At 71.4% G+C, this 22,004-nt stretch carries 18 protein-coding genes; 1 reads left to right on the forward strand and 17 read right to left on the reverse strand.

Annotated elements, in window-relative coordinates:
• From AB0N27_RS12875 to efeU, 6 genes are all read right to left on the reverse strand, one after another.
• Positions 1 to 1,809 (reverse strand): LpqB family beta-propeller domain-containing protein, encoded by a 1,809-nt coding sequence (locus AB0N27_RS12875; RefSeq protein WP_364367712.1) that lies wholly within the window; start codon positions 1,807 to 1,809, stop codon positions 1 to 3.
• The gene (gene mtrB, locus AB0N27_RS12880; RefSeq protein ID WP_364367715.1) at positions 1,806 to 3,563 is read right to left on the reverse strand and encodes an MtrAB system histidine kinase MtrB; all 1,758 of its coding nucleotides are present in this window, start codon (positions 3,561 to 3,563) and stop codon (positions 1,806 to 1,808) included. The genes AB0N27_RS12875 and mtrB overlap by 4 nt, the downstream gene beginning before the upstream one ends.
• Before the next feature lie 12 nt (positions 3,564 to 3,575).
• The gene (mtrA, locus tag AB0N27_RS12885) at positions 3,576 to 4,265 is read right to left on the reverse strand and encodes an MtrAB system response regulator MtrA (protein ID WP_007455837.1); all 690 of its coding nucleotides are present in this window, start codon (positions 4,263 to 4,265) and stop codon (positions 3,576 to 3,578) included.
• A gap of 142 nt (positions 4,266 to 4,407) precedes the next feature.
• Positions 4,408 to 5,685, reverse strand: a complete 1,278-nt coding sequence (gene efeB, locus AB0N27_RS12890; protein ID WP_364367720.1) for an iron uptake transporter deferrochelatase/peroxidase subunit — start codon at positions 5,683 to 5,685, stop codon at positions 4,408 to 4,410.
• A 25-nt stretch (positions 5,686 to 5,710) separates the two neighbouring features.
• On the reverse strand, positions 5,711 to 6,844 hold the full coding sequence (gene efeO / locus AB0N27_RS12895; RefSeq protein WP_364367723.1) for an iron uptake system protein EfeO: 1,134 nt from the start codon (positions 6,842 to 6,844) through the stop codon (positions 5,711 to 5,713).
• Between the two features lie 24 nt (positions 6,845 to 6,868).
• Complete coding sequence (gene efeU / locus AB0N27_RS12900) at positions 6,869 to 7,762, reverse strand: iron uptake transporter permease EfeU (RefSeq protein WP_364367726.1); 894 nt, start codon at positions 7,760 to 7,762, stop codon at positions 6,869 to 6,871.
• A 125-nt stretch (positions 7,763 to 7,887) separates the two neighbouring features.
• Here efeU and AB0N27_RS12905 point away from each other — a divergent pair, with 125 nt between their 5' ends.
• The gene (locus AB0N27_RS12905; RefSeq protein ID WP_364367729.1) at positions 7,888 to 8,037 is read left to right on the forward strand and encodes a hypothetical protein; all 150 of its coding nucleotides are present in this window, start codon (positions 7,888 to 7,890) and stop codon (positions 8,035 to 8,037) included.
• A 58-nt stretch (positions 8,038 to 8,095) separates the two neighbouring features.
• Here the strand turns inward: AB0N27_RS12905 and ahcY are convergent, their stop codons facing one another.
• From ahcY to AB0N27_RS12960, 11 genes are all read right to left on the reverse strand, one after another.
• Positions 8,096 to 9,595, reverse strand: coding sequence for an adenosylhomocysteinase (gene ahcY, locus AB0N27_RS12910; RefSeq protein WP_364367732.1), 1,500 nt, complete (start codon positions 9,593 to 9,595; stop codon positions 8,096 to 8,098).
• Positions 9,596 to 9,865: 270 nt separating this feature from the next.
• Positions 9,866 to 11,029 carry a mannose-6-phosphate isomerase, class I gene (gene manA, locus AB0N27_RS12915; RefSeq protein WP_364367735.1) on the reverse strand — a complete coding sequence of 388 codons (1,164 nt, stop codon included), beginning with the start codon at positions 11,027 to 11,029 and terminating at the stop codon, positions 9,866 to 9,868.
• A 3-nt stretch (positions 11,030 to 11,032) separates the two neighbouring features.
• Complete coding sequence (locus AB0N27_RS12920) at positions 11,033 to 12,034, reverse strand: cation diffusion facilitator family transporter (RefSeq protein WP_364367738.1); 1,002 nt, start codon at positions 12,032 to 12,034, stop codon at positions 11,033 to 11,035.
• A 67-nt stretch (positions 12,035 to 12,101) separates the two neighbouring features.
• Positions 12,102 to 13,298 carry an SIS domain-containing protein gene (locus AB0N27_RS12925; protein ID WP_364367741.1) on the reverse strand — a complete coding sequence of 399 codons (1,197 nt, stop codon included), beginning with the start codon at positions 13,296 to 13,298 and terminating at the stop codon, positions 12,102 to 12,104.
• Entirely contained in the window at positions 13,295 to 13,480 is a 186-nt protein-coding gene (locus tag AB0N27_RS12930) for a Trm112 family protein (protein WP_364367744.1), read from the reverse strand. Before AB0N27_RS12930 ends, AB0N27_RS12925 begins: the two co-directional genes overlap by 4 nt.
• 61 nt (positions 13,481 to 13,541) lie before the next feature.
• The gene (locus tag AB0N27_RS12935) at positions 13,542 to 14,927 is read right to left on the reverse strand and encodes a phosphomannomutase/phosphoglucomutase (protein WP_364367747.1); all 1,386 of its coding nucleotides are present in this window, start codon (positions 14,925 to 14,927) and stop codon (positions 13,542 to 13,544) included.
• 68 nt (positions 14,928 to 14,995) lie between these two features.
• Positions 14,996 to 16,039 carry a hypothetical protein gene (locus tag AB0N27_RS12940; protein ID WP_364367750.1) on the reverse strand — a complete coding sequence of 348 codons (1,044 nt, stop codon included), beginning with the start codon at positions 16,037 to 16,039 and terminating at the stop codon, positions 14,996 to 14,998.
• Positions 16,040 to 16,144: 105 nt separating this feature from the next.
• Entirely contained in the window at positions 16,145 to 16,837 is a 693-nt protein-coding gene (nfi, locus tag AB0N27_RS12945) for a deoxyribonuclease V (RefSeq protein ID WP_364367753.1), read from the reverse strand.
• Between the two features lie 80 nt (positions 16,838 to 16,917).
• Positions 16,918 to 17,154 carry a hypothetical protein gene (locus AB0N27_RS12950; protein WP_364367756.1) on the reverse strand — a complete coding sequence of 79 codons (237 nt, stop codon included), beginning with the start codon at positions 17,152 to 17,154 and terminating at the stop codon, positions 16,918 to 16,920.
• Positions 17,155 to 17,340: 186 nt separating this feature from the next.
• Positions 17,341 to 17,781 carry a hypothetical protein gene (locus AB0N27_RS12955; RefSeq protein WP_364367759.1) on the reverse strand — a complete coding sequence of 147 codons (441 nt, stop codon included), beginning with the start codon at positions 17,779 to 17,781 and terminating at the stop codon, positions 17,341 to 17,343.
• A complete protein-coding gene (locus AB0N27_RS12960; protein WP_364367762.1) occupies positions 17,778 to 21,992 on the reverse strand; it encodes a toxin glutamine deamidase domain-containing protein in 4,215 nt (1,404 codons plus the stop codon). Before AB0N27_RS12960 ends, AB0N27_RS12955 begins: the two co-directional genes overlap by 4 nt.
• Positions 21,993 to 22,004: the final 12 nt, after the last annotated feature.

Genomic DNA, 22,004 nt, shown 5'->3' on the forward strand with positions numbered 1-22,004 from the left:
TCAGTAGAGGAAGAACGGGGCTGACGGGTTGCTCGGACGGCCGCCGGCCGGCGGTGGGGCGATGTCGCGTACCCGGTCGGGCTCGATCCGCTCCAACGGGCTGCTGCGGTACGCCACCCCGTTCGCCTCGTACATGTACGCCCCGCTGGGCAGGGGCACGGTGCGGTTCGTCGGGTACGCCGTCAGGTGGTTCACCTTGGCGCCGACGTCGGTACGCAGCGGTGTCTCCACGGCGCCGTCGACGCTGATCTCGTAGATCGCCGGCTGGCCGGCCGACCCGGCCACGACGAGCTGGTCCTCCCGACCCCAGTCCACTGTCGTGAGGCCGGTCAGCGAGGTCACCAGCTGCCGGGGCGGGCCGATGGACACCCCGCCGCCGTCGAGGTTGACCGCCGCCACGTAGAGCTGACCGCCGGCGACCAGGGCGACCCGCTGGCCGTCCAGCGCGGCGGCCACCGCGCTCACCGGCGCGGGCAGGTTGAGCGGCACCTGATACATCCGGGCACCCTCGTCGAAACGGTAGAGCTGCCCGTCGGCCACCACCAGGCCCCGGCCGGGCCGGGAGTCGGCCATCCGCAGCCAGACCGGTCGGCTGATCGAGGCGTACTCGGAGGTGCTGCGGTTGAGCGTGGTGATCGGGGCGGGCCCGCTGCCCACGGCGAGGCGCTGGCGACTCTTGCCACTGCTCACCACCATCGCGGCGAGCACCCGGTTGTCGGCCCGGGCCAGGCCGGCGGAGACGATGTTGCGGTTGATGTCGGGTGCCAGGGGCACCGCCCCGCTGAGCTCGCCGACGAAGTCGAGCGGGCGGATCCCGCCCTCGTACACGCAGAACCGCTGCGGGCTCTCGGTGATCGGGTAGAGCCGTTCGACCGCGCGGCGGGCGTTCAGATCCAGCACCGGCTGCGAGTTGTTGCGGATCTTCAGGTCCAACTGGCCCCCGAGGTCGCCCAGCGACCAGGCGAGCTGCGTGAGCAGCTGGTCAATGCCGTTCTGGTCGTCGCCGGACATGTCCAGGTTGACCTCCCACCTGTCGTTCGCGCCGGTGGCGTTGTTGATCAGCTCGGTGCGGTCGGGCAGCCCCACGACACCGGGGCGCAGCCAGTCGGACGGACCGGCCACCAACCACTTGACGACCTCGTTGACCCGCCGCTCCTGCGGCACCGCCACCGGCAGGTAACGCTGGTCGGGCACCAGGCGGGTGCGGTCGGAACTCCAGAAGTAGATCGACTCGCCCTGGTAGTACTGCTGGAGGGCCACGTCGCTGAGCAGCAGCACGTTCGGGGGGTCGACCACGTACAGGCCGGCGCGTTCGTCGTTGGCGGCGCCGTCCAACGTGCCGCTGCGCAACCTGAACTCGTACTCCGTCTCGGTCGCCACCGGCGGGGCCAGCGTGCCGTTGGCCCGCAGCACACCGATCTGCTGCACGCTGATCTTCACGGTGGTGGTCGAGTCGCTGTTGAGGGTGTAGACGGCCTCGCGCAACCGGACCACCGTCATGGCGACCTCGCTGCCCTTCTTGTCCTGGAGACGGGCCCGGTCCTCCGGCGCGATGAACGCCTTGACCCGCTCGTAGGCCCGATCCGGTTCACCGGCGGCCGCGGACAGAAAGTTGCGGACGAAGGCCTCGTTGGAGCTGCCGCTCGCCGTACGCGACGGCGGCTCGCTCGGCCGGCCGTTCCCCGAACCGGCCCCCGTCGCCGCCCCGCCCTTACCGTCCACCCGCACGTCCGACGAGGCCGGGATGCCGCAGGCGCCGCCCAGCAGAAGCACCACACCCAGTGCCCCGAGCACGACCGGCCGCCTCATGAGCCCACCTCCGCCCGCTGCCCGTCCCCGGTCGGCGCCGGGCCGATCGCCAACGCCCCACCGGTGCCGGGCCCGATGGCCAGCGGACCACCGTCGCGGGGGCCGCCGAACGGCAGGGCGGCGTCGGCCGGCACCAGCCGCAGCGGCGAGGTGGTCAGTCGGTCACCGGCCCGGGCCGGCAGGGTGAGGCGGAACTGGGCGCCCTGCCCCGGCGCGCCCCACGCCTCCAGCCAACCGCCGTGCAGTCGGGCGTCCTCCAGGCTGATCGACAGGCCCAGACCGGTGCCACCGGTCTGCCGTGCCCGGGACGGATCAGCCCGCCAGAACCTGTTGAACACCAGCTTCTCCTCGCCGGCCTTGAGCCCGACCCCGTGGTCCCGCACGGTGATCGCCACGGCGGTCTCGTCGATGCCGAGGGTGATCAGCACCGGACGGGCCTCGCCGTGCTCGACGGCGTTGCCGACCAGGTTGCGCAGCACACGCTCGACCCGGCGCGGGTCGACCTCGGCGATCACCGGGGTGCCCGGCAGGTCGAGTTCGATGGGTACGCCCACCCGCTCGGCCAGGCCGGCCAGCCGCTCGACCACCCGGTGCACCACAGGCACCAGGTCGGTCGGCTCGGCGTCCAGCATGGCGAACCCGGCGTCGAACCTGCTGATCTCCAGCAGGTCGGTGAGCAGCTCCTCGAAGCGGTCCAGTTCGGCCTGGAGCAGCTCGGCGCTGCGGGCCACCGCCGGATCGAACTCGTCCCGCTCGGCGAAGATCAGGTCGGCGGCCATCCGGACCGTGGTCAACGGGGTACGCAGCTCGTGCGAGACGTCCGAGGTGAAGCGGCGCTGCAACCGCGACATCTCCTCCAGGCGCAGGATCTGCCGTTGCAGGTTGGTGGCCATCTGGTTGAACGAGGCGGCGAGCAGGGCGAGGTCGTCCTCGCCGTTGACCACCATCCGCTGGTCCAGAAGGCCGGCGGAGAGCCGCTGGGCGGTACGCGCGGCCACCCGGACCGGGTTGACCACCAGGCGGGTGACCAGGGCAGCGAGCAGCCCGAGCAGGATCACCAGCGCCACTCCGGTGGCCACCACCGTGGCCCGGGCGTCGGCGGCTGTGGAGTCCTGCCGGGTCAGCGGCACCAGGTAGTACAGCTCGATCTGGCCGAAGCGGGTGGGCACCGGAGAGCCGTACACCAGGTATTTGGTGCTCTGCCCGGTGAGCCGGCCGGTACGGATCTGGCTGGCCACCTTGCCGTCGGCGACCGCGGCCCGCAGCTCCGGGCTGATCAGCGGCTGGACGTTCACCGACGGCGCGGCGCGGGTCTGGATGTCGTTGGGGTAGTCGTCGGCGGTGATCGCCACCACCACGCCACTGGTCTGCTGGGGGTCACCGCCGGCCAGGTAGTTGACCGTGCCGTCGATGGTCTCCTGGAGTTGCGCCTCCTGCGGCTGGCCGTACAGGGAGACCTGCTTGGCCGCGTAGCTGGCGCCGCTGTTCACCCGCAGCCGCACGTCGGTGCGGGCGTTGTCCAGCAGGATCGTGGTGATCTTGTCGGCGATCAGGAACGCGAAGCCGCCGACCAGCAGGCTGGAGGCGACAAGCGTGATGGTCACCACCCGCACCTGGAGCGAGCGGCGCCAGGTCTGGTGCACCCGGGCCAGCACCCGCGCGGCGCGGCCACTCACCGCACGCCAGAGCTCCCCACCGGCGATACGCCGGCGGGCAGCCGCTGTCGGGGGGTGTGGGGGCGGTGAGGTCAACACAGTGTGACCAGGCTATCCGGTACCCGCCTTGTAGCCCACGCCCCGCACGGTGAGGATGATTTCCGGCCGCTCCGGGTCCGGCTCGATTTTGGCGCGGAGCCGCTGGACGTGCACGTTCACCAGCCGGGTGTCGGCGGCGTGCCGGTAGCCCCACACCTGCTCCAGCAGCACCTCGCGGGTGAAGACCTGACGCGGCTTACGGGCGAGCGCGACCAGCAGGTCGAACTCCAGCGGAGTCAGCTTCACCTCCTCGTCGTTGCGGCTGACCGTGTGCGCCGGCACGTCGATGGTGATCTGGTTGCCGGGCGGGCCGATGGTCAACATCTCCGGCGCCACGTCCTCGCCCCGGCGCAGTCGGGCCCGCATCCGGGCGACCAGCTCCTTGGGCTTGAACGGCTTGACCACGTAGTCGTCGGCGCCGGACTCCAGGCCGAGCACGACGTCCACGGTGTCGCTCTTGGCCGTCAGCATGACGATCGGCACGCCGGACTCGGCCCGGATGGACCTGGCCACGTCGATACCACTCATCCCGGGCAACATCAGGTCGAGCAGCACGATATCGGGCCGGCTGTCGCGGAAGGCGGCCAGCGCCCGCTCACCATCTGCCACGAACGAGGGCAGGAAGCCCTCACTACGCAGCACGATGCCGAGCATCTCGGCGAGTGCGGGGTCGTCGTCGACCACCAGTACCCGGGCTCTCATGGGATTAATATTGCATCCCCGTTCAGTTCGGTGGGACCGGCGTCGGGTGGATCCCGCCCGGCTGCAACCATGATCCCCCGTCGGCGCCGCCCAGCGCCACCGGAGCCTCGGGCCGGTCGCGCTGTCGTGATCCGGACGGCTGTCAGCCGAAGAGCGCACGCCCCCAGTGGTCCCCGCCGTCACGGACGCCGGGCGGGCAGGCGAACAGCGCGCTGGAGACGTGCCGCAGGTACTCGTTCATCACGTCGTGGCGGGCCAGTTGGGTCTGGATCGGCACGAACTGACGGCGCGGATCACGCTGGTAGGCGATGAAGAACAGGCCCGCGTCGAGCCGACCGAGGCCGTCCGAGCCGTCCACGAAGTTGTAGCCCCGGCGCAGCAGCTGGGCACCGTTGTTGCGGCTCGGATGGGCCAGCGTGACGTGGGCGTGCTCGGCGATCACCGGCTTGCCGTCGTCACCGCGCGCCGCGAAGTCCGGTTCGTCGAACTCGTTCCTCCGGCCCAGCGGCGCGCCACTGCCCTTGGCCCGGCCGACGATCTCCTCCTGCTCGGCCAGCGACGTCCGGTCCCAGGTCTCCACCAGCATCCGGATCTTGCGGGTGACCAGGTACGCGCCGCCGGTCATCCAGTCCGGCCCGTCGCCCGGCTGCACCCAGAGCTGGTCGCGAAGCAGGCTGGTGTCCTCGGCCTTGAGGTTTGCCGTGCCGTCCTTGAAGCCGAAGAGGTTGCGCGCGGTGGCCTGGTCCCGGGAGGTCGACGAGGTACGACCGAAGCCGAGCTGCGACCAGCGCACGCTCACCACGCCCATGCCGATCCGGGCCAGGTTGCGGATGGCGTGCACCGCCACCTGCGGGTCGTTGGCGCACGCCTGGACGCAGAGGTCGCCGCCGGAGATCTGCGGCTGCAACGCGTCACCTGGGAACTTCGGCAGCTCGGCGAGGGCGGCCGGACGTCTGTCGGCGATGCCGAAGCGGTCCCGGCCGTCGGCGTCGCGGAACAGCGTCGGCCCGAACCCGATGGTCAGGGTGAGCTGGGACGGGGGCAGGCCGAGCGCCTCACCCGTGTCGTCAGGTGGAGCCTCCGGCATCCCGCCGACCGCGCCCAGCACCCCGGCGTCCCGGCCGGCGGTCATCCGGGCGGCGGCGGCGCTCCACTCCTCGAGCATCCCGACCAGCCGCGCCCGGTCCTTGGTGATCACGTCGAACGCGACGAAGTGCAGCCGGTCCTGCGCCGGGGTGACGATTCCGGCCTGGTGCTCGCCGTGGAACGGCACCGCCCCGGCCGGGTGGTCGCTGGCGGCGGCCGGCCCACGGGAGCCGCCGACGAGCGCTCCCGCGCCGACCGCCACTCCGGCGACGCCTGCCACCCCGGCACCGGCGAGCGTGATCGCCCGGCGCCGGGTCACCCTGCTTCCGCTCATCGGTTCGACTCCCCCTGACGTACGGTCACTTGGCGACGGCCGCGGCGACCTTGCTGATCGGCTCGGCGAGCGCGTTGATGCCGTCGGACAGTTCCTTGAGTTCGGCCTTGCTCAGCGCGGTGTGCAGCTTCCAGCCGTCGCCGGCCCGGTGCTTGCCGAGCAGCGCCTCGACGTTTGCGAACTCGGTGTCCAACTGCGTCACCAGCTCCGGTGAGCGCTGCTCCAGCGCCGGCCGCAGGGCCGACACGGCCGCCTTGGAGCCCTCCAGGTTGGCGGCGAAGTCCCACAGGTCGGTGTGCGAGTAGCGGTCCTCCTCGCCGGTGATCTTGCCGCTGGCCACCTCGTCGAGCAGTTCCTTCGCGCCGTTGGCGAGCTGGAGCGGGGAGAGCTTCTCGGCGTTGGCCCTGGCCACGATCTCCTTGACGTCGACAAGCAGCCGGTCGGCGATCGGGCCGTCCTTGCTGATGTCGCCGGACTGCCAGAGGTCCTTCTCGATCCGGTGGAAGCCGGTGAACTCCATCCCCTCCTCGATGACCTCCTCACGGCCGTCGATCTTGGGGTCGAGGTCGCCGAAGATCTCGGCCACCGGCTCGATCCGCTCCCAGTAGGTGCGGGCGACCGGGTAGAGCGTCTTGGCCTTCGCCACGTCGCCGGCCTTCACCGAGGCGACGAACTCCTCGGTCTTGTCCAGCAGCGCGGCGGTCTGGCTCGTGACGTAACGCTGGTAGTTCTCGGTGGCGCCGGCCAGGGCGGCGTCGGCGGTGAGCGGCTGCGCCGAGCCGCTGACCTTGAGCGCACCCCGGATGCCCTTGCCGCTCATCCCCGGCTTGCAGGCCGTCTCGTACGTCCCGGCCGGCAGCTCGACGCGCAGCTCGCGGCTCAGGCCGGGGGCGATGTTCTCCACCTCGCCCATCACCCGGTCGCCTGAGGCGTACACGTAGAACTCGGTCACCTTCGCGCCCGAGTTGGTGATCTTGAAGGTGGCGGCACCGGCGCCCAGATCGGTCGTACCGACGTCGCAGGCGGTGTCGCTGGCCTTGACCACGATCGGGCCACCGGCCCCCACCGCGTCATCCTTCGCGGAGTCGGAGCAGGCGGCGACACCGGTCGTGGCCAGCACACCGGCGGCGGCCAGCGCGAAAAAGCCTGTGGTACGCATCTTGGGCTGTCTCTCCTCGTGAGGTCAGGCGCGCTGCGGCGCGGTCGCCGCCTCGGCCTCGGTGCCGGTGTCGGCTAGGCGCTCGGTGCCGGTGGACGCAGTGGGCGCCGGCTTACGCCGGGCCGGGCGCAGGAAGAGCGCCAGGACCGGCACCGCGTACCCGATCCAGGCGATCGTCTCCAGCACGGTGGGCGCGGGCGTCACGTTGAACATTCCGGCCAGCAGAGCGGCGTACCAGGTGCTCGGGTCGAGCGTTCCGGTGATGTCGAAGGCCAGGTCGTTCAGGCCGGGCAGGACACCTGCCTCCTGGAAGTCGTGCACGCCGTACTTGAGGATGCCGGCGGCGACCAGGATCAGCAGCGCGCCGGTCCAGGTGAAGAACTTGCTGAGGTTGATCCGCAGGGCGCTGGCGTAGAGCAGTACGCCGAGCACCACGGCGGTGAGGATGCCACCGATCAGCGCGAGCAGCGGCCCGCTGTCGCCGGCCGCGCCCTGGGCGGCCGAGTAGAAGATCAGCGCGGTCTCCAGGCCCTCCCGGATCACCGCGAGGAAGGCCATGCCGGCGACCGCGAGGGACCCGACGGCCAGCGCCTCGGTGAGCTTGCCGCGCAGCTCGCCGGCGATCGTCCGGGCGGCACGGCGCATCCAGAAGATCATCCAGGTGACGAAGAGCACTGCGGCGACGGAGGTGATCGCCTCGAACAGCTCCCGGTCCTCGGAGCGGGCCAGCAGCGAGGTCGACGTGTACTCGATCAACCAGCCGAAGAGCACCGAGAGCGCCACGGCCAGGCCGACGCCCGACCAGACCTGGGGCAACCGGTCCCGGCGCTGCGACTTCACCAGGAAGGCCACCAGGATGCTGACCACCAGGGTCGCCTCCAGGCCCTCCCGCAGCCCGATCAGGTAGGTCGCGAACATCCCGGCTCCGTGTCCATCAGGTCTGCCTCAGCTTACTTAGGGCAGCCATACCTTCCTCCTGGACAGAGGGCTCGTCAAGTCGTTCATGACAAGCTCACCCATCCCGGCTGTGGGAGGATCCCGCCGTGAAGGGATTCCTGCCGTGGCTGACGGTGCTGGCGGTGGTTCTGCTGCTCAGCGCGTTACGTATGCGGGCACTGGCCACAGTCGTGTCGCTCGGCTGGCTCGCCTGGTGTGTCTGGACCTGGTTCCGCCCCGCCCGCCGCCGGCCCTGAGGCGCAGACGACGAACCGGGCCGGCTGCGAACAGCCGACCCGGTCCCGAAAAGAGCGATCAGTAGCGGTAGTGGTCCGGCTTGAACGGACCCTCCTGCGCGACACCCAGGTACGCGGCCTGCTCCTTGGTGAGCGTGCTCAGCTTCGCGCCGAGCGCGCCCAGGTGCAGCCGGGCCACCTTCTCGTCCAGGTGCTTGGGCAGCACGTAGACGCCGATCGGGTAGTCCTCGGTCTTGGTGAACAGCTCGATCTGGGCGATCGTCTGGTTGGCGAACGAGTTCGACATCACGAAGCTCGGGTGCCCGGTGGCGTTGCCCAGGTTCAGCAGGCGGCCCTCGGAGAGCACGATGATGGCGTGCCCGTCGGCGAAGCGCCACAGGTCGACCTGCGGCTTGATGTTGACCCGCTCGACGTCGGAACGCTTGGCCAGACCGGCCATGTCGATCTCGTTGTCGAAGTGGCCGATGTTGCCGACGATGGCCTGGTGCTTCATCCGGGCCATGTGCTCGTTGGTGATGACGTCGAAGCAGCCGGTGGCGGTGATGAAGATGTCCGCCTGCTCGACCACGTCGTCAAGGGTGGCGACCTGGTAGCCGTCCATCGCGGCCTGCAACGCGCAGATCGGGTCCACCTCGGTCACCACGACCCGGGCGCCCTGGCCGCGCAGCGACTCGGCGCAGCCCTTGCCCACGTCGCCGTAGCCCATGACGACTGCCATCTTGCCGCCGATCAGCACGTCGGTGGCCCGGTTGATGCCGTCGATGAGCGAGTGCCGGCAGCCGTACTTGTTGTCGAACTTGCTCTTGGTGACCGAGTCGTTGACGTTGATGGCCGGGAAGAGCAGGGTGCCGGCGCGGTGCATCTCGTAGAGCCGGTGCACGCCCGTCGTGGTCTCCTCGGTCACGCCCTTGATGCCTGCGGCGATCCGCGTCCAGCGCTGGCCGTCCTCGGCGAGCGAGCGGTGCAGCAGGTCGAGGATGACCGCGTACTCCTCGGAGTCGGCGGACTCGACGGGCGGCACGACCCCGGCCTTCTCGAACTCGGCGCCCTTGTGCACGAGCAGGGTGGCGTCACCGCCGTCGTCGAGGATCATGTTCGGGCCCTGCCCGTCGGGCCAGGCGAGCACCTGCTCGGTGCACCACCAGTACTCCGGAAGCGTCTCGCCCTTCCAGGCGTACACCGGGACGCCGGCGGGGGCCTCGGGGGTGCCGTCCGGGCCGACGACGATCGCCGCGGCGGCGTGGTCCTGGGTGGAGAAGATGTTGCAGGACGCCCAGCGCACCTGCGCGCCGAGGGCCACCAGCGTCTCGATCAGGACTGCGGTCTGGATGGTCATGTGCAGCGAGCCGGTGATCCGCGCGCCGGCGAGCGGCTGGGCGTCGGCGAACTCCCGACGGATCGCCATCAGGCCGGGCATCTCGTGCTCGGCGAGCTGGATCTCCTTGCGCCCGAACTCGGCGAGCGACAGATCCGCCACCTTGAAGTCGCCCTCGGCGAGCGTGCTCGGCCGGGCCTCGGACGGCGTACCGCTGGCGGACGCCGGGAGGGTGCTGGTCATGAAAGCTCCTGTCGAACGATGTCTGCGCCGACCCTCCACCTTACGCGCGTCGGCGACGGGCATCAGGGGGACGTGGACAGCGCACGGGGCGGCCGGTCGTGGACAGCTTCCCGTCCACTCCCGCCCGCCCCGCGCATCCCCCCGGTTTGGTTCCCCGCACGTTGTCGGACCGTCGTCGCGATAACGCTGCGTACTCATAGAGTCACACTGGGGCAGGATGACGTCAAGCTATTCCGGGAAAGTCGGACTTGCGTCGTTGCGGGGAGCGCGTCAGCGCAGCCCGGACGTCGCCACGTACGCCTCACCGGCGCCACCGATCCGCAGCGGCGCACCGGCGGCGTCGCCGATCGCCGCCTGACCGGACACCAACGTCACAGCGCCCGCCCCGTCGTCCACCGTCACCGCACCGGACCCGCACAGCACCACCCGCGGGCCGGGCAGCGACAACGTGACCGACGGCACCGCAGTGCCGACCCGCACCCGGTGCAGCGCGAAGTCATCCACCGGCACCGGCCACCAGTCCACCCCCGGGCCCACCGGCTGCGCCGCCCGGACCGGGTCCTCGAGCACCTCGAAACGCAGCACCCGCAACAACTCGTCGACGTCCACCCGCTTCGGCGTCAACCCACCACGCAGCACGTTGTCGCTGGCCGCCATGATCTCCACGCCGCAACCGCTCAGGTAGGCGTGCAGATTGCCGGCGGGCATCCAGATCGCCTCCCCCGGCACCAGCCGGACGTGGTGCAGCAGCAACGCGACAAGCACCCCCGGATCCCCCGGGTACGCCGCCGCCAACCGCCGGGCCAGTTCCGCGTCCGGGCCGTCGGCCGGCGCGGCCACCACTGCGGACAACAACTCGTCACGCTCACCGGCCGGCCAGGCCAGCAGCGTCCGCACCGCCGTCCGCAACCCCGGCGAACCGGCCCGCAACGCCTCCATCACGGGCGCCAGCACCGGTACGCCGAACGACGCGAGCGCCTCGGCCGACTCCACAGGCGGCCGGAACCCGCACAGCGCCTCGAACGGGGTGAGCGCCACCAGCAACTCCGGCTTGTGGTGCGGGTCGGAGTAGTTGCGTTCCGCCGCCGGACGCCCCGCCTCCGCCTCGTACCCGGCCCGGGCCTGCTCGGCGTCCGGGTGGGCCTGCAGGCTCAGCGGGGCGTCCGCGGCGAGGACCTTGAGCAGGAACGGCAGCCTGCTGCCGAACCGGTCGGACACCCGCGTACCGAGCCACTGCCCCGGCTCGTCCCGCACCAGGTCACACAGGCTGACCTGGAGCCCGGCGCGTTCCACCATGGCCGGGGCACCCGGGTGGGCGCCCAGCCACAGCTCCGCCTCCGGACCGGCGCTGGGCACCGGCCGGCCCTGCAACAGCGCGAGAGCCGAGCGCGACCCCCAGGCGTAGTCCCGGATCGGTCCGTACAGCAGTTCCACAGGTCAGCCCCCGGGCCGCCCGGCCGCCTCGCCCTCCTGCGGCTGGGGTACGGCGGTGTCGGCGGCGGCGCCCGTGCCGGCCTTGGCGGCGGCGACACTCCAGATGTCCGGCTCCAGGTAGATCACGCGGGCGACGGGCACGGCGGCGCGGATGCGCGCCTCCACGGCGTTGATGCCGCGCGCAAGGTCCTCGGCGCTCTCGCAGGCCGGTACGCCGATCTTCGCGGCGACCATCAGCTCCTCCGGGCCCAGGTAGAGCGTCTTCATGTGGATGATCCGCTCCACCTCGGGACCGTCGGTGATGGACCGCTCGATGGCGTCCAGGTCCTGCTGTTCGGCGCCCTCACCGAGCAGCAGGCTCTTCGTCTCGATCGCCAGCACGATGGCGATCACCACGAGCAGGACACCGATCATCGCGGTGCCCGCGGCGTCCCACTTGCCGTTTCCGGTGATCAGCGTCATGGTGACGCCGAACAGCGCGAAGACCAGACCGACAAGCGCGCCGAAGTCCTCGAGCAGAACGACAGGCAGCTCCGGTGCCTTGGCACGCCTGATGAACCGCACCCAGGACTGGTTGCCCCGAATGTGGTTGGACTCCTTGATGGCGGTCCGGAACGAGAACGACTCCATCAGGATCGCCGCCACCAGCACCGTGATCGGCACCCACTGCCACTCGCTGATGCCGTGCGGATCCGACCACTTGTGGTACGCCTCGTAGAGGGCGAACAGGCCACCCAGGCTGAACAGCACGATCGACACGATGAACGCGTAGATGTAGCGCTCACGGCCGTACCCGAAGGGGTGCTCCGGGGTGGCCGCCCGCTTCGCCCGCTTGCCGCCGAGCAGCAACAGGCCCTGGTTGCCCGAGTCGGCGACCGAGTGGATCGACTCGGCAAGCATCGACGACGACCCGGTCAGCAGGAACGCGACGAACTTGGTGACGGCGATGCCGACGTTGGCCAGCAGGGCGGCGACGATCGCCTTCGTTCCACCGTTGGCGCTCACGCCGCCGCTCCGCTCCGCCGAACGAAGCCAACCGGTCCGCGCATGACGCGCCGCCCCCTACGTCCGTTCACTGGTTCGACAGCTCCTTCATCTCGGTGATGGCCGGTACGGCCATCGGGTCCAGTCCATGTGCCAGAGCCAGGTAGATCGACGCGAAATCCGGCACCGCGATCAGCGAGGCCAGCCGTTCCAGCGCGGAGCCGCCCTCGGCGGTCACCACGTCACACCGCACCCCGCGCCGCTCGGCGAGGGTCTGCACCGCGTCCGCGCGGCGCTCCTCCACCGCCAGTGGCTCGTCGGTGTCGTCCTCGGCGTTGAGCCCGCCGTCGCGCAGCAGTACCAGCCGCAGACGGGTCCCCTCGCCGTCGTCCTCCGCCGGGTCGGCGAAGATGTCCCGCTCGCCCTCGGCCAGACCTCCGAAGACGCCGTCGAGCAGGCCGACGCGACCCCTACCGGCCTCGCCGAGCGCCCCGGTGACCACCGGGTAGCGGGCGTTGGCCGACAGTGTGTCGCCGAACCGGCGGGCAGCCACCGTCGCCAGTGGGGACGAACCCCAGACGATCGGGATCGAGCCGGCCAGCCCCAGCGCCAGCGACTTCGCCGGGTTGACGAACGATTCCGCGGCGGACCGGCAGCGGTCCGCGTCCGCGTCGAGTCGGGCCGCGGTCTCCGCCAGGTCCGCCTCGTTGACCTTCACCAGCCCGAGCGAACGGGCGGCGAGCAGCACCGGCACGGTGAGCGCCCAGAGGCTGGCCCGCGCCGGCGCGCGTCGGGGCACCGGGATGAACGGCGCCCGGGCCTGCTCGGCGATCGACTGCAACTGCGAATCCGGTGCACCCACCGCGACGAGCCGGGCACCACGCCTGTGGGCCGCCTCGGCGGCGCCCAGCGCCTCCGGGCTCCGGCCGGACGCGCTCACCGCGATCACCACGTCGGCCGCGCCCACCCAGCCGGGTACGCCCGCGCTGCGGTGCCCGATGATCGGGACCGGGCAGCGCGGCCCGGCGACGGTGGCCAGCACGTCACCGGTACGCCCGGCGGTGCCGATGCCCGCGATCACCACGGCCCGGGGCCGCCCGTCGTCGGCGAGCACCGCCAGATTCGCCTCGGCGGCCAGCGCCGCACTCTCCCGCACCTGCGCGCCCGCCGAGGCGGTGTGCCGGAGCATGTCACCCGGATCGTGCTCGGCCAACGCCGCCGGGTTGTCGAGCAGGGCCTCGTCGGCGTCGCGCCGACCACTGACCCCGGCCGTACCGTCGATCATGATGCCTGCCCGGGGCCACCGCGCGCCTCGTCGAGCAGCAGCACCGGCACGTCGTCACGGACCTCGAAGATCCGGCCGCACTCCGTGCAGGTCAACGTCTGCGCCTCGGCATCGTAGGTGAGCGGGGCGTGGTGCGTGTCCGGACAGGCGAGAATCTCGAGCAACTGCGGATCCAGGGCCATGGCACGGCTCCTTCCACGTGTGCGGCTTCACCGGCGGCGGTGCCGACCGGCGCAGGCGATCTTATCGGCGAACGCGGTTGAGCACGTCGTCCCGGAGCGAGACCATCCGATCCCGGGTGGGCGCCTCGACGTTGAGCCGCAGCAACGGCTCGGTGTTGGAGGCGCGCAGGTTGAACCACGCGCCGTCGGGGAAACGCAGCGTGAGCCCGTCCATCTCGTCGGCCTTCGCCTCGGGGTACGCGGCCCGCACCTCGGCGACCGCGCCCGCCTGGTCGGCCACCGTCGAGTTGATCTCGCCGGAGGCGACGTAGCGCTCGTACTCCCCGGCCAGCACGGACAGCGGCAGCGACTGCTCACCCAGCGCGGCCAGGGTGTGCATCGCGGCGAGCATCCCGGTGTCGGCGAACCAGAAGTCCCGGAAGTAGTAGTGAGCCGAGTGCTCGCCACCGAAGACGGCGTTGGTGCGCGCCATCTCGGCCTTGATGAAGGAGTGACCGACGCGGGCGACGACAGGCTCGCCGCCGTGCTCACGGATGATCTCCGGGACGGCGCTGGAGGTGATGAGGCCGTGGATCACCGTGGAGCCCGGGTGCTTCGCCAACTCGCGAGCGGCGACCAGAGCGGTGATCGCCGACGGCGAAACCGGCTCGCCGCGCTCGTCCACCACGAAGCACCTGTCGGCGTCACCGTCGAAGGCCAGCCCGATCTCGGCACCGTGCTCGACCACCGCGCGCTGGAGGTCGACCAGGTTCGCCGGATCCAACGGGTTGGCCTCGTGGTTGGGGAAGCTGCCGTCCAACTCGAAGTACAGCGGCACGATCTCCAACGGCAGGGCCGACAGGGCCGCGTCGCCGAGCACTGTCGGAACCGTGAAGCCGCCCATCCCGTTGCCCGCGTCGACCACCACCTTCAACGGCCGAATGCCGGACAGGTCGACAAGCTTGCGCAGGTACGCGGCGTAGTCGGGAAGCAGGTCACGGCGCTCGACAGGTCGGGTCGGCTCGCCGCCCGGACGGGCCGTGCCCGAATCCAGGAGGGCCTGTGCGCGATCGCGGATCTCGGCGAGCCCGCTGTCCTGACCGATGGGCCGGGCACCGGAGCGGCACATCTTGATGCCGTTGTACTGCGCGGGGTTGTGGCTGGCCGTGAACATGGCGCCGGGCAGGTCGAGCGAACCGGACGCGAAGTAGAGCAGATCGGTGGAGGCGAGCCCGATCTCGATCACCGAGCGGCCCTCAGCGCGGACGCCTGCCGCGAACGCCTCCGCCAACCCTGGCGAACTGGCCCGCATGTCGTACCCGACGACGACCGCGTCGCCCGGCTCGTCGGTGGTGTTGAGAAGCTGGGTGAACGCGGCTCCAAGCGCCTCGGCGACCCGCTCGTCCCACTGGTCCGGCACCGTCCCTCGGACGTCGTACGCCTTCACGATCTGGGACAGATCAGACACTGGTTCCGCTCCTTGGCCGCAGTTTCCACCGAACCTGAGCGTATCGGAGGGTAGGGGTCCGGCCCCGCTCAGCCGGGGAGCCGGGGCATGATCGCCGTGCGCTCGCCACCGTCGGGCGGATCCTCGGGCGGCAGTGGGGTGCCCGGAGCGCCCGGCATCGGCTGCGTCGCCTGGGGTGCCGGCGCGTTCTCCACCGGTCGGGCCCCGTACACAGCGCCGGGGGCGGGCCGGGGAGCGGGCATCGTGCCGTAGCCGCCGGACGGCTGCTGGCCGTACACCGAGCCGGGGTTGGCGGGCGCGGCCGGTGACCCACCGCCGGAGCGGTAGGTGGTGCCGCCGGGGTTGCCCGGCAGGGGCACGGGCGGCGGGTCGGCAGGTGACCGGTCCTGCCGCGAGCGGCGGACCAGCAGCACGATGAGCAGTAGTCCGACGGCGACCATCGCGATACCGAAGAACATGACAGGTGAACCGCCGCCGGACTCGGCGGCGACAGGCGTCGTGGACGGCGCGGCGGCCGTCGGCGCGAGCGCGGCCGGGTTCACCACCTCGCTGGCGGTCGCGACCTCGGTCGGGCTCGGAGTCGGCGTGGGCTTCTTCGACGGCGTCGGGGTGACCCGGGCGCCGTTCAGCCGCGCCGTGTCGGTGCCCCGACCCAGCTCCTGGCCGGCCGCGCTGACCCCCACGCCGGTCACCACGAGCCGCCCGCCAGGCGTGCCCTCGGCGAACGCCACCCGGTACCGCACCGTGATGCCCTTGCCCTTGCACAGGGTCGGCTTCGCCGGCGACGTCTGCCCGGTCACCGCGCTGCCGTCACCCCCGGACACCGCCACCGGGAACCAACGCCCACCGGCGTTCACCTGCACCGTCACCTGATCCGGCTGGAGACCCTCCAGGCTCAGGCCCAGGGCGGTACGCAGCAGCACGCACCCGTCGGAGCGCTTGCGCACCGCGACGTTCACCCCCTGCGCCGAACCACCGGCGGAGAAACTGCTGGCGGCGCCGACCCGGACCGAGTCGTCGTCGGCCGACGCCGGCGACGCACCGAGCAGCACCAGGCCGCCCAGGACACCGCAGACCGTCGCGAGCCGCGCCGCACGCCGACGCACCGTCATGATCACCTCACCGTTTCACCCCGGGTGGGGTCCGCGGGTCAGGCTACTACCGGCCCACCCCCACCCCTGGTCATAGAGCGGCCCGCATGTGTGCGGCGTTACGGTTTACGCCCCCGGTCGGCCAGCCTGCTCCTCCACCCTGGCGAGCGCGTCACGGCAGAGCCGGTCGGCCGTCCGGGTGGTCTCCGGCAGCCGGTAGCGCGGGGCCAGCGCGAGCACTTGGGCGGTGGCGTTGTCCAGGCTCATCCGGTGTCCCACGCTGACGAAGACCGGCTTCACGCCGTCCTGCGTCCGCAGCACCCGACCGACGACCTCACCCGCGTCCCGCAACGGCGACCAGGCACCCCGCCGCACCGGCGGCGGATCCCACTCGCCGACCAGCGGCGTCTTCCCCACCCCGATCGCCGGCAGCCCGGTCACCACCCCGAGATGGCACGCGAGCCCGAACCGGCGCGGATGAGCCAACCCGTGCCCGTCACAGACCAGCAGGTCCGGTCGGGTGGTCAGCCGGTCCAGCGCGGCGAGCAGAGCCGGCAACTCCCGGAACGCGAACAGCCCCGGCACATAACCGAACGCCGGCCGGCCCACACTGACCGCGGAATCCACCACGGCCAACGTCCGGGCGTCCAACACGGTCACGGCCGCCGCCAGCAGGTCACCGCTCTGCGCGTACGCCACGTCCAGGCCGGCGACCGTCGCGGGCGCGGTAGGCCCCGGCCCGACCAGGTCGACGAGCGGCCGCAAAACCTCCTGTACGCCCACCGCCTCGGCGACACTCGTCGGCGCCGAGCCTGGCACCCGGCTTGATCCACTCAACATCGCCGATATCGCGGTAACCAGTGGCTCCGGATACGCCAACATCGGCGAACTGGAGTCGATCACCCTCCACGCGGGCCGTCGGCGCCGCCCGCGGACATGTCACCGTCGGCCCTGCCGCCCTCGGAACGCTTCCCCGCCGCGCCGAAGGCGATCGCGAAGGCGACGCCGAGGGCTACGCCGAACGCGACGCCACCCTTCGAACCGAACGAGGGGATGCCGATCGCCAGACCGATCAGGATGCCGGCCGGCCACGCCCAGACGTGGGATCTGCTCTTCTCCGCCCTCGACCCACTCATGTCTCGATCCTATTCGGACCAGGCGAAATCCCTCGGAAGGGCCCGGCAACTGTTTCTCATCACGTGATCAAGCCGAAAGCGCGGACGGGACGCCGGCCTCGGGAGACTGCCTCGCCGACCGCCGGGCCCAACGCACGCGCGCTGAGGTTCGCCTCCGCGACCCACGGGTCCTCGACAGAGCCCTGCCTACACCGCTCTGGCGATATCAGGGTCCGCGCCGGGATCACCAGCCGCACGAAGCTGCTCCTCGAACATCACGAACGTCCGCTGGCGGATCCCCCGAATCAACGCCCGCTCCTTCGGCGTGAGATGGCGCCCCTCGGCTTTCGCGGCATCCCGAAGCGCCTGCACCGTCTCGTAAAGCGCGAAGATCGGCCCGTCGCCCTGAAGATAGTGGGCTCGGAACGCCTCCACCTCCTGAACGAAGTCCGCGGCGCTGCGAGTGAAGATGTCGCCGCCGACGGCAAGCATGATCTCCACGAAGATGTCGTTCTTTTCGTGCCACCCGCCGGAGTCGATGGAAACGCGCCAGACCCGAGCACCACCGTCAGGGGTCTCTACGATCTTTACTGGCGACTGGTGGTAAAGGTAGTAGGCGGGAAGGTCCGAGCTGGACACCTCGGTCATCCGGACTTCTCCTCGAAAGTTGACTGCAACGCCTGCCAGAACAGCTGCTGCTCCAGAATGCGAATCCCCTGCGTGATCGCCCGCTCACGAGGCGTCAGCGTTCGGTGGTCGAGAAGTGCCAGGGCCTCCACGTCGCGGCGCACCTCGTACAGCACATGCTCCCAAACGGCCACTGCGTCGAGCGCTGCGAGGTGCAGGCGGAACTCCGCCAGGTGACCGTTGCGCATCCGCAAGGTGAGCTGCACATCCCGGTAGCCACTGCTCATGGGAAATACAAACCGATCGTCGCAGCTCACAATCACGGCGTCCGGATACTCCTTGACCCGTTGAAGAGCAGCGTAGAGGTCGTCCAGACAACCGAACTCGACCTTCGCCCCCGCCAGGTCGAGCAACGTCGACGCGTCACCCTGTCTCTTGTTTACCTTGTCCTCGGCTCGGCGGCGGTCCTTGGGCTGCGAACGCCAACCAGGCTCTCCGATACGACGGCCATTGACGTGGGCCACAGACATCGCAAGCTGATTCAGATCTGCCTGCGCCACGGCTGCCGCCGCGTAAAGACTGTCGAGGTAACGCGCGCGATAGTCGGGGTCACCGCGGCGGAGGTTGTCGAATCCTGCCTGTACGACCGGCTCATGGTCTACCTCAATGCTGGCGCTGATCCTCAACTGTTCCTCAGTGAGCGGTGTCGGCTCTGGCTGAGGCAAGCTTCGTTCGGATGGCACGCCTACGCCCGCCTCCTCCTGTCGGGCGATGTCGTCGAGCACCCCGGCGAGGGCATCGATGGCCTGCTGGTGACTCGCAAGGTGATGCATTGTCAGCGGGCGGGCCGTCAGTGAGTTCGCCAGTTCGGGGGTGGCCAGGACCATTCGCGCCAGATCCGGCGCCTGCGCCAGTTGCCGAGCCAGGCTCTCCGCGAGACCCGGCTCGTTCGGGAGCGGTTCCCGTACAGCAGTGTCGAACATGTCGCGGATACGGACGTCGGCGAAGAGTCGCGACACATCCTGGGCAGCCGCCTCGTCGAGGTCGGGTACCAGTCGCCGGAGGGTCTGCTGGGACGCCGCTCTAGCGAATTCAACTGGGCTCACTCCGGCCGCGAACACCTCGTCCAGACTGCCGGCCGATGCGAGCACCTCAGCCGAATCACGGTCCACCGACGCGGCGTCCCCGTGGGTGGATCCGTCACCCGCGTCGGGAACCGAGCCCGGCCCGTCCAGGAGCAGGTACATCCGGTTGACGTACGGGTCGCCGTGACCGCCGTCGTCCCGCGCCGACGGGTGGGTCGGCAGGTCGGGTCGTTCGCTGAACCGGCCTCGGGGCAGTCCGCCGAGCGGCATGGGCCGGCCGGCGCCGTCGAGCACCAGCGCGTCGATGCCGACCACGTCGGGGTACAGCGGCCGGTCGCGGATGATGCCGGTCTGCGGGTCGACGTAGAGGATCGTGCCGTTCTGGTTGAGCGCCACCCAGGCGTGGGAGCCTCCGCCGGCCCACTCGGTGATCAGGAACGCGTAGCTGCCGTGTCCGCCCAGCAGCATCTGGTCGTGCAGGTTGCGGTAGCCGCGGTCGGCGGCCTGTCGTGCGTGTGCCGGGTGCAGCCGTTGGCCGGGCGGCGGGGCGAGCAGCCGCTGGAACCGGCCTCCGGTGACGTCCTCCACCCGGCCGGGGCCGCCAGCTTCGCCTCGGATGGGGCGGCGGGTGTCGCCGTCGAGGTACCCGTCGAAGGTGCGCGGCGCCGACACGCGGGGCCGCCCGTGCACCCATGTCTCGAACATGGACAGGGTGCAGTCCAGGCAGTTGATGCCCCGGGTGGCGTCGGCCATCGGCCCGCCGTCGTTGAGGAGCCGGAACCAGGCGCCGCGGCGGGGATCGGCGGTGCGGGTGACGCTGCCGTCCGGGTCGCGGGGCATCTGCCGTTCGACGTCGACCTGGTGCAGGGCCAGCGGCGGGCGTAGGCCGCCGGGCTGCCCGTACGGCCGGGAGTCGTCGATCGGCGGGGGCACGTCGTCGCCGGTGAGCCGGGACGGGCCGCGGACCTCCACCGCACCGAGGGCGAGCGCACCCACGTCCGTGTTGGCCTGCCGGAAGGCCGCGTCGCTGATGTCGATGACCTCTGGCGCCCGGGCGCCGGCCAGCACCGCGTCGGCCAGGTCACGGCACTGGGTGTACGCGCGTGTCTCGTCGTTCGCGGCCCGCTGCCAGCCGTCGGCCCACCGCTGGTGGCCGGCCCGGTGGAGTTGCCGGGCGTAGGTGGCGTACTCGACGGCCCGGCGGTCGTGTTCGGCGGCCAGGGCGTGAAGTCGGCTGGCTTCGGCCTGCCGGCGGCTGGCTTCGAACTCGTTGCGCCGCGACTCGTAGTAGCCCCGGTAGCGCTGCCGCTCGGCGGCTTCCGCCTCGGCCGCCCACCGAGCCGCGTACCAGTCGCTGGCCTCGAAATCGGACTGCGACGGCGCGGTCAGGTCACCGGGGACCGATGCCCTGCCGCGCGCCGGGTGGGCGGGTACGCGGCCCGGCCCGAACGCCTGCCACGTCGGTGGGTACGGCGCCGGGCTGGCGGTGGCGGCCGGTGGTGCCACACCTGCGGCGACTGCCGGAGCGGCGGTGCTCGTCGGGTTCGTCGCCGACGGGGACCACGCGGACGGGCCGGTGACACCGGGGGCCGTTCCGGTGCTGCCGTTGTGCGGGCTGGGCGCGACGCCGGTGGCTGGTGTGCCGGCTTGGTCGAGCGTGCCGGTGGTGGGCGCGGCGACCGAGGAGAGGGTGGGGTCGGTGGCGATCGCTTGCGCGGGGCCGGGGCGGTCGATGGTGAGCCCGTCCGGCGATGGCGCGACGGTCTCGGTCGGCAGCATTGAGCGGCTCGGCTCGTCGCCGATCGTCGGCGACACAGGTGAGCCGGCCAGGTCCGGGACAGTGGGCTGGGTCGGGCCGTACGACACGGCGGCCCGCACGTCAGGGACCGACCCCACAGGTGACGCGGCCGCATCCGCACCACCGACCGCCTGCTGCACCGCAGCCACCGGCGACCCGGCCACCGGCCCGCCGACAGCGGAGGACACCGACAGCGAAGAGACCGATCCCGCCGAAGGCGGATCCGATGAGGCGGCAGCGGACGAGACGACGGCGGAAGCGGCAGGGGCCTCCACAAAGGAGGCTGCGGGAGGCGGCGCCAGGGACGGGCCGGTGAGGGAGGCGCCCGCCAGGGCGTTGGCCTGCGCGTCGAGTTTGGCGTGCAACGCGTGGTCGGTCTGGGCGGTGGCCGAGCCGGTGGCCCCGGAGGCGGCGGCGCGGGCCACGTCCTCCATCGAGGTGAGGCCCTGCCCGGTGGCCAGGCCGGCGGCGGTCTCGGCGAGCACCTCACCTGTCATCTCCCGGCCCAGGTGCTCACCGACCCGAGCGGCGCGACCTGTCACGTGCCGACCCAGGCCGGCCAGCGGCGCGACCGCCCCGCCGGCGAGGCCACCGACGGCCGACGCGCCCAGGTCGGTGAGGTCCAGGCCGTGCGCCCGGCCGGTGGAGTTCTGGTACGCCTGGGTGGCCAGCGTGACCCCGGCCTCTTCCGCCGCCTCCTCCAGCCCTTCCCGGGCGGCGCGCCGGGCAAGGCCGCGTACGCCGCCCCGGGCGACCTCCTTGGCTGCCCGTTCCCCCGCCTCCTTCAGCCCGTGTTTGAGGGACTTGCTGGCCAGTTGCCCCATCAGCCGTTTGAAGATCTGCTGGATCAGCAGTCGGGTGGTGGTGACCGCCGCGCCGGCGGCCGGGGAGGCGGCGCCGGCGGTGAGCACGGCCGCCACCGCCACCGTCAGCAGTTCGATGACGAGGATGCCCAGCTCGATCCAGACTTCGAGTTTGGCGCCCTCGATGTCGCAGCCGCACTCCTCGACGAGCCGGCCCAGGTCGCTGGTGACCGCGAGCAGCACCGGCAGGGGCGCGTCGGCGTTCTCGGCGATCCCCCGCCAGGCCGCCTCGAACGCCTCGTCGACCGCGCCGACGCCGCCGTACCCGGCGCGTACCTCACCGGCGGCGGTGGCGGCGTCGCTGTGCGGCCCGGCGAGGACGGCGGCGACGGCGTACCAGCGGTCGGCGACGTCCCAGACGGCGCGCTCGTCGCCCTCGGGCCACTGCACGCCGACGACCCAGTCCAGTGCCTCGTAGATCCAGCCGGGCACGTCCCAGGGCGCGTAGTCGAGCGGGTGCGGAATGGGGCTGGGCAGAACGCTCATCCGGATCGCCCC

This window comes from Micromonospora sp. NPDC093244, from assembly GCF_040683695.1.
GTDB lineage: Bacteria > Actinomycetota > Actinomycetes > Mycobacteriales > Micromonosporaceae > Micromonospora.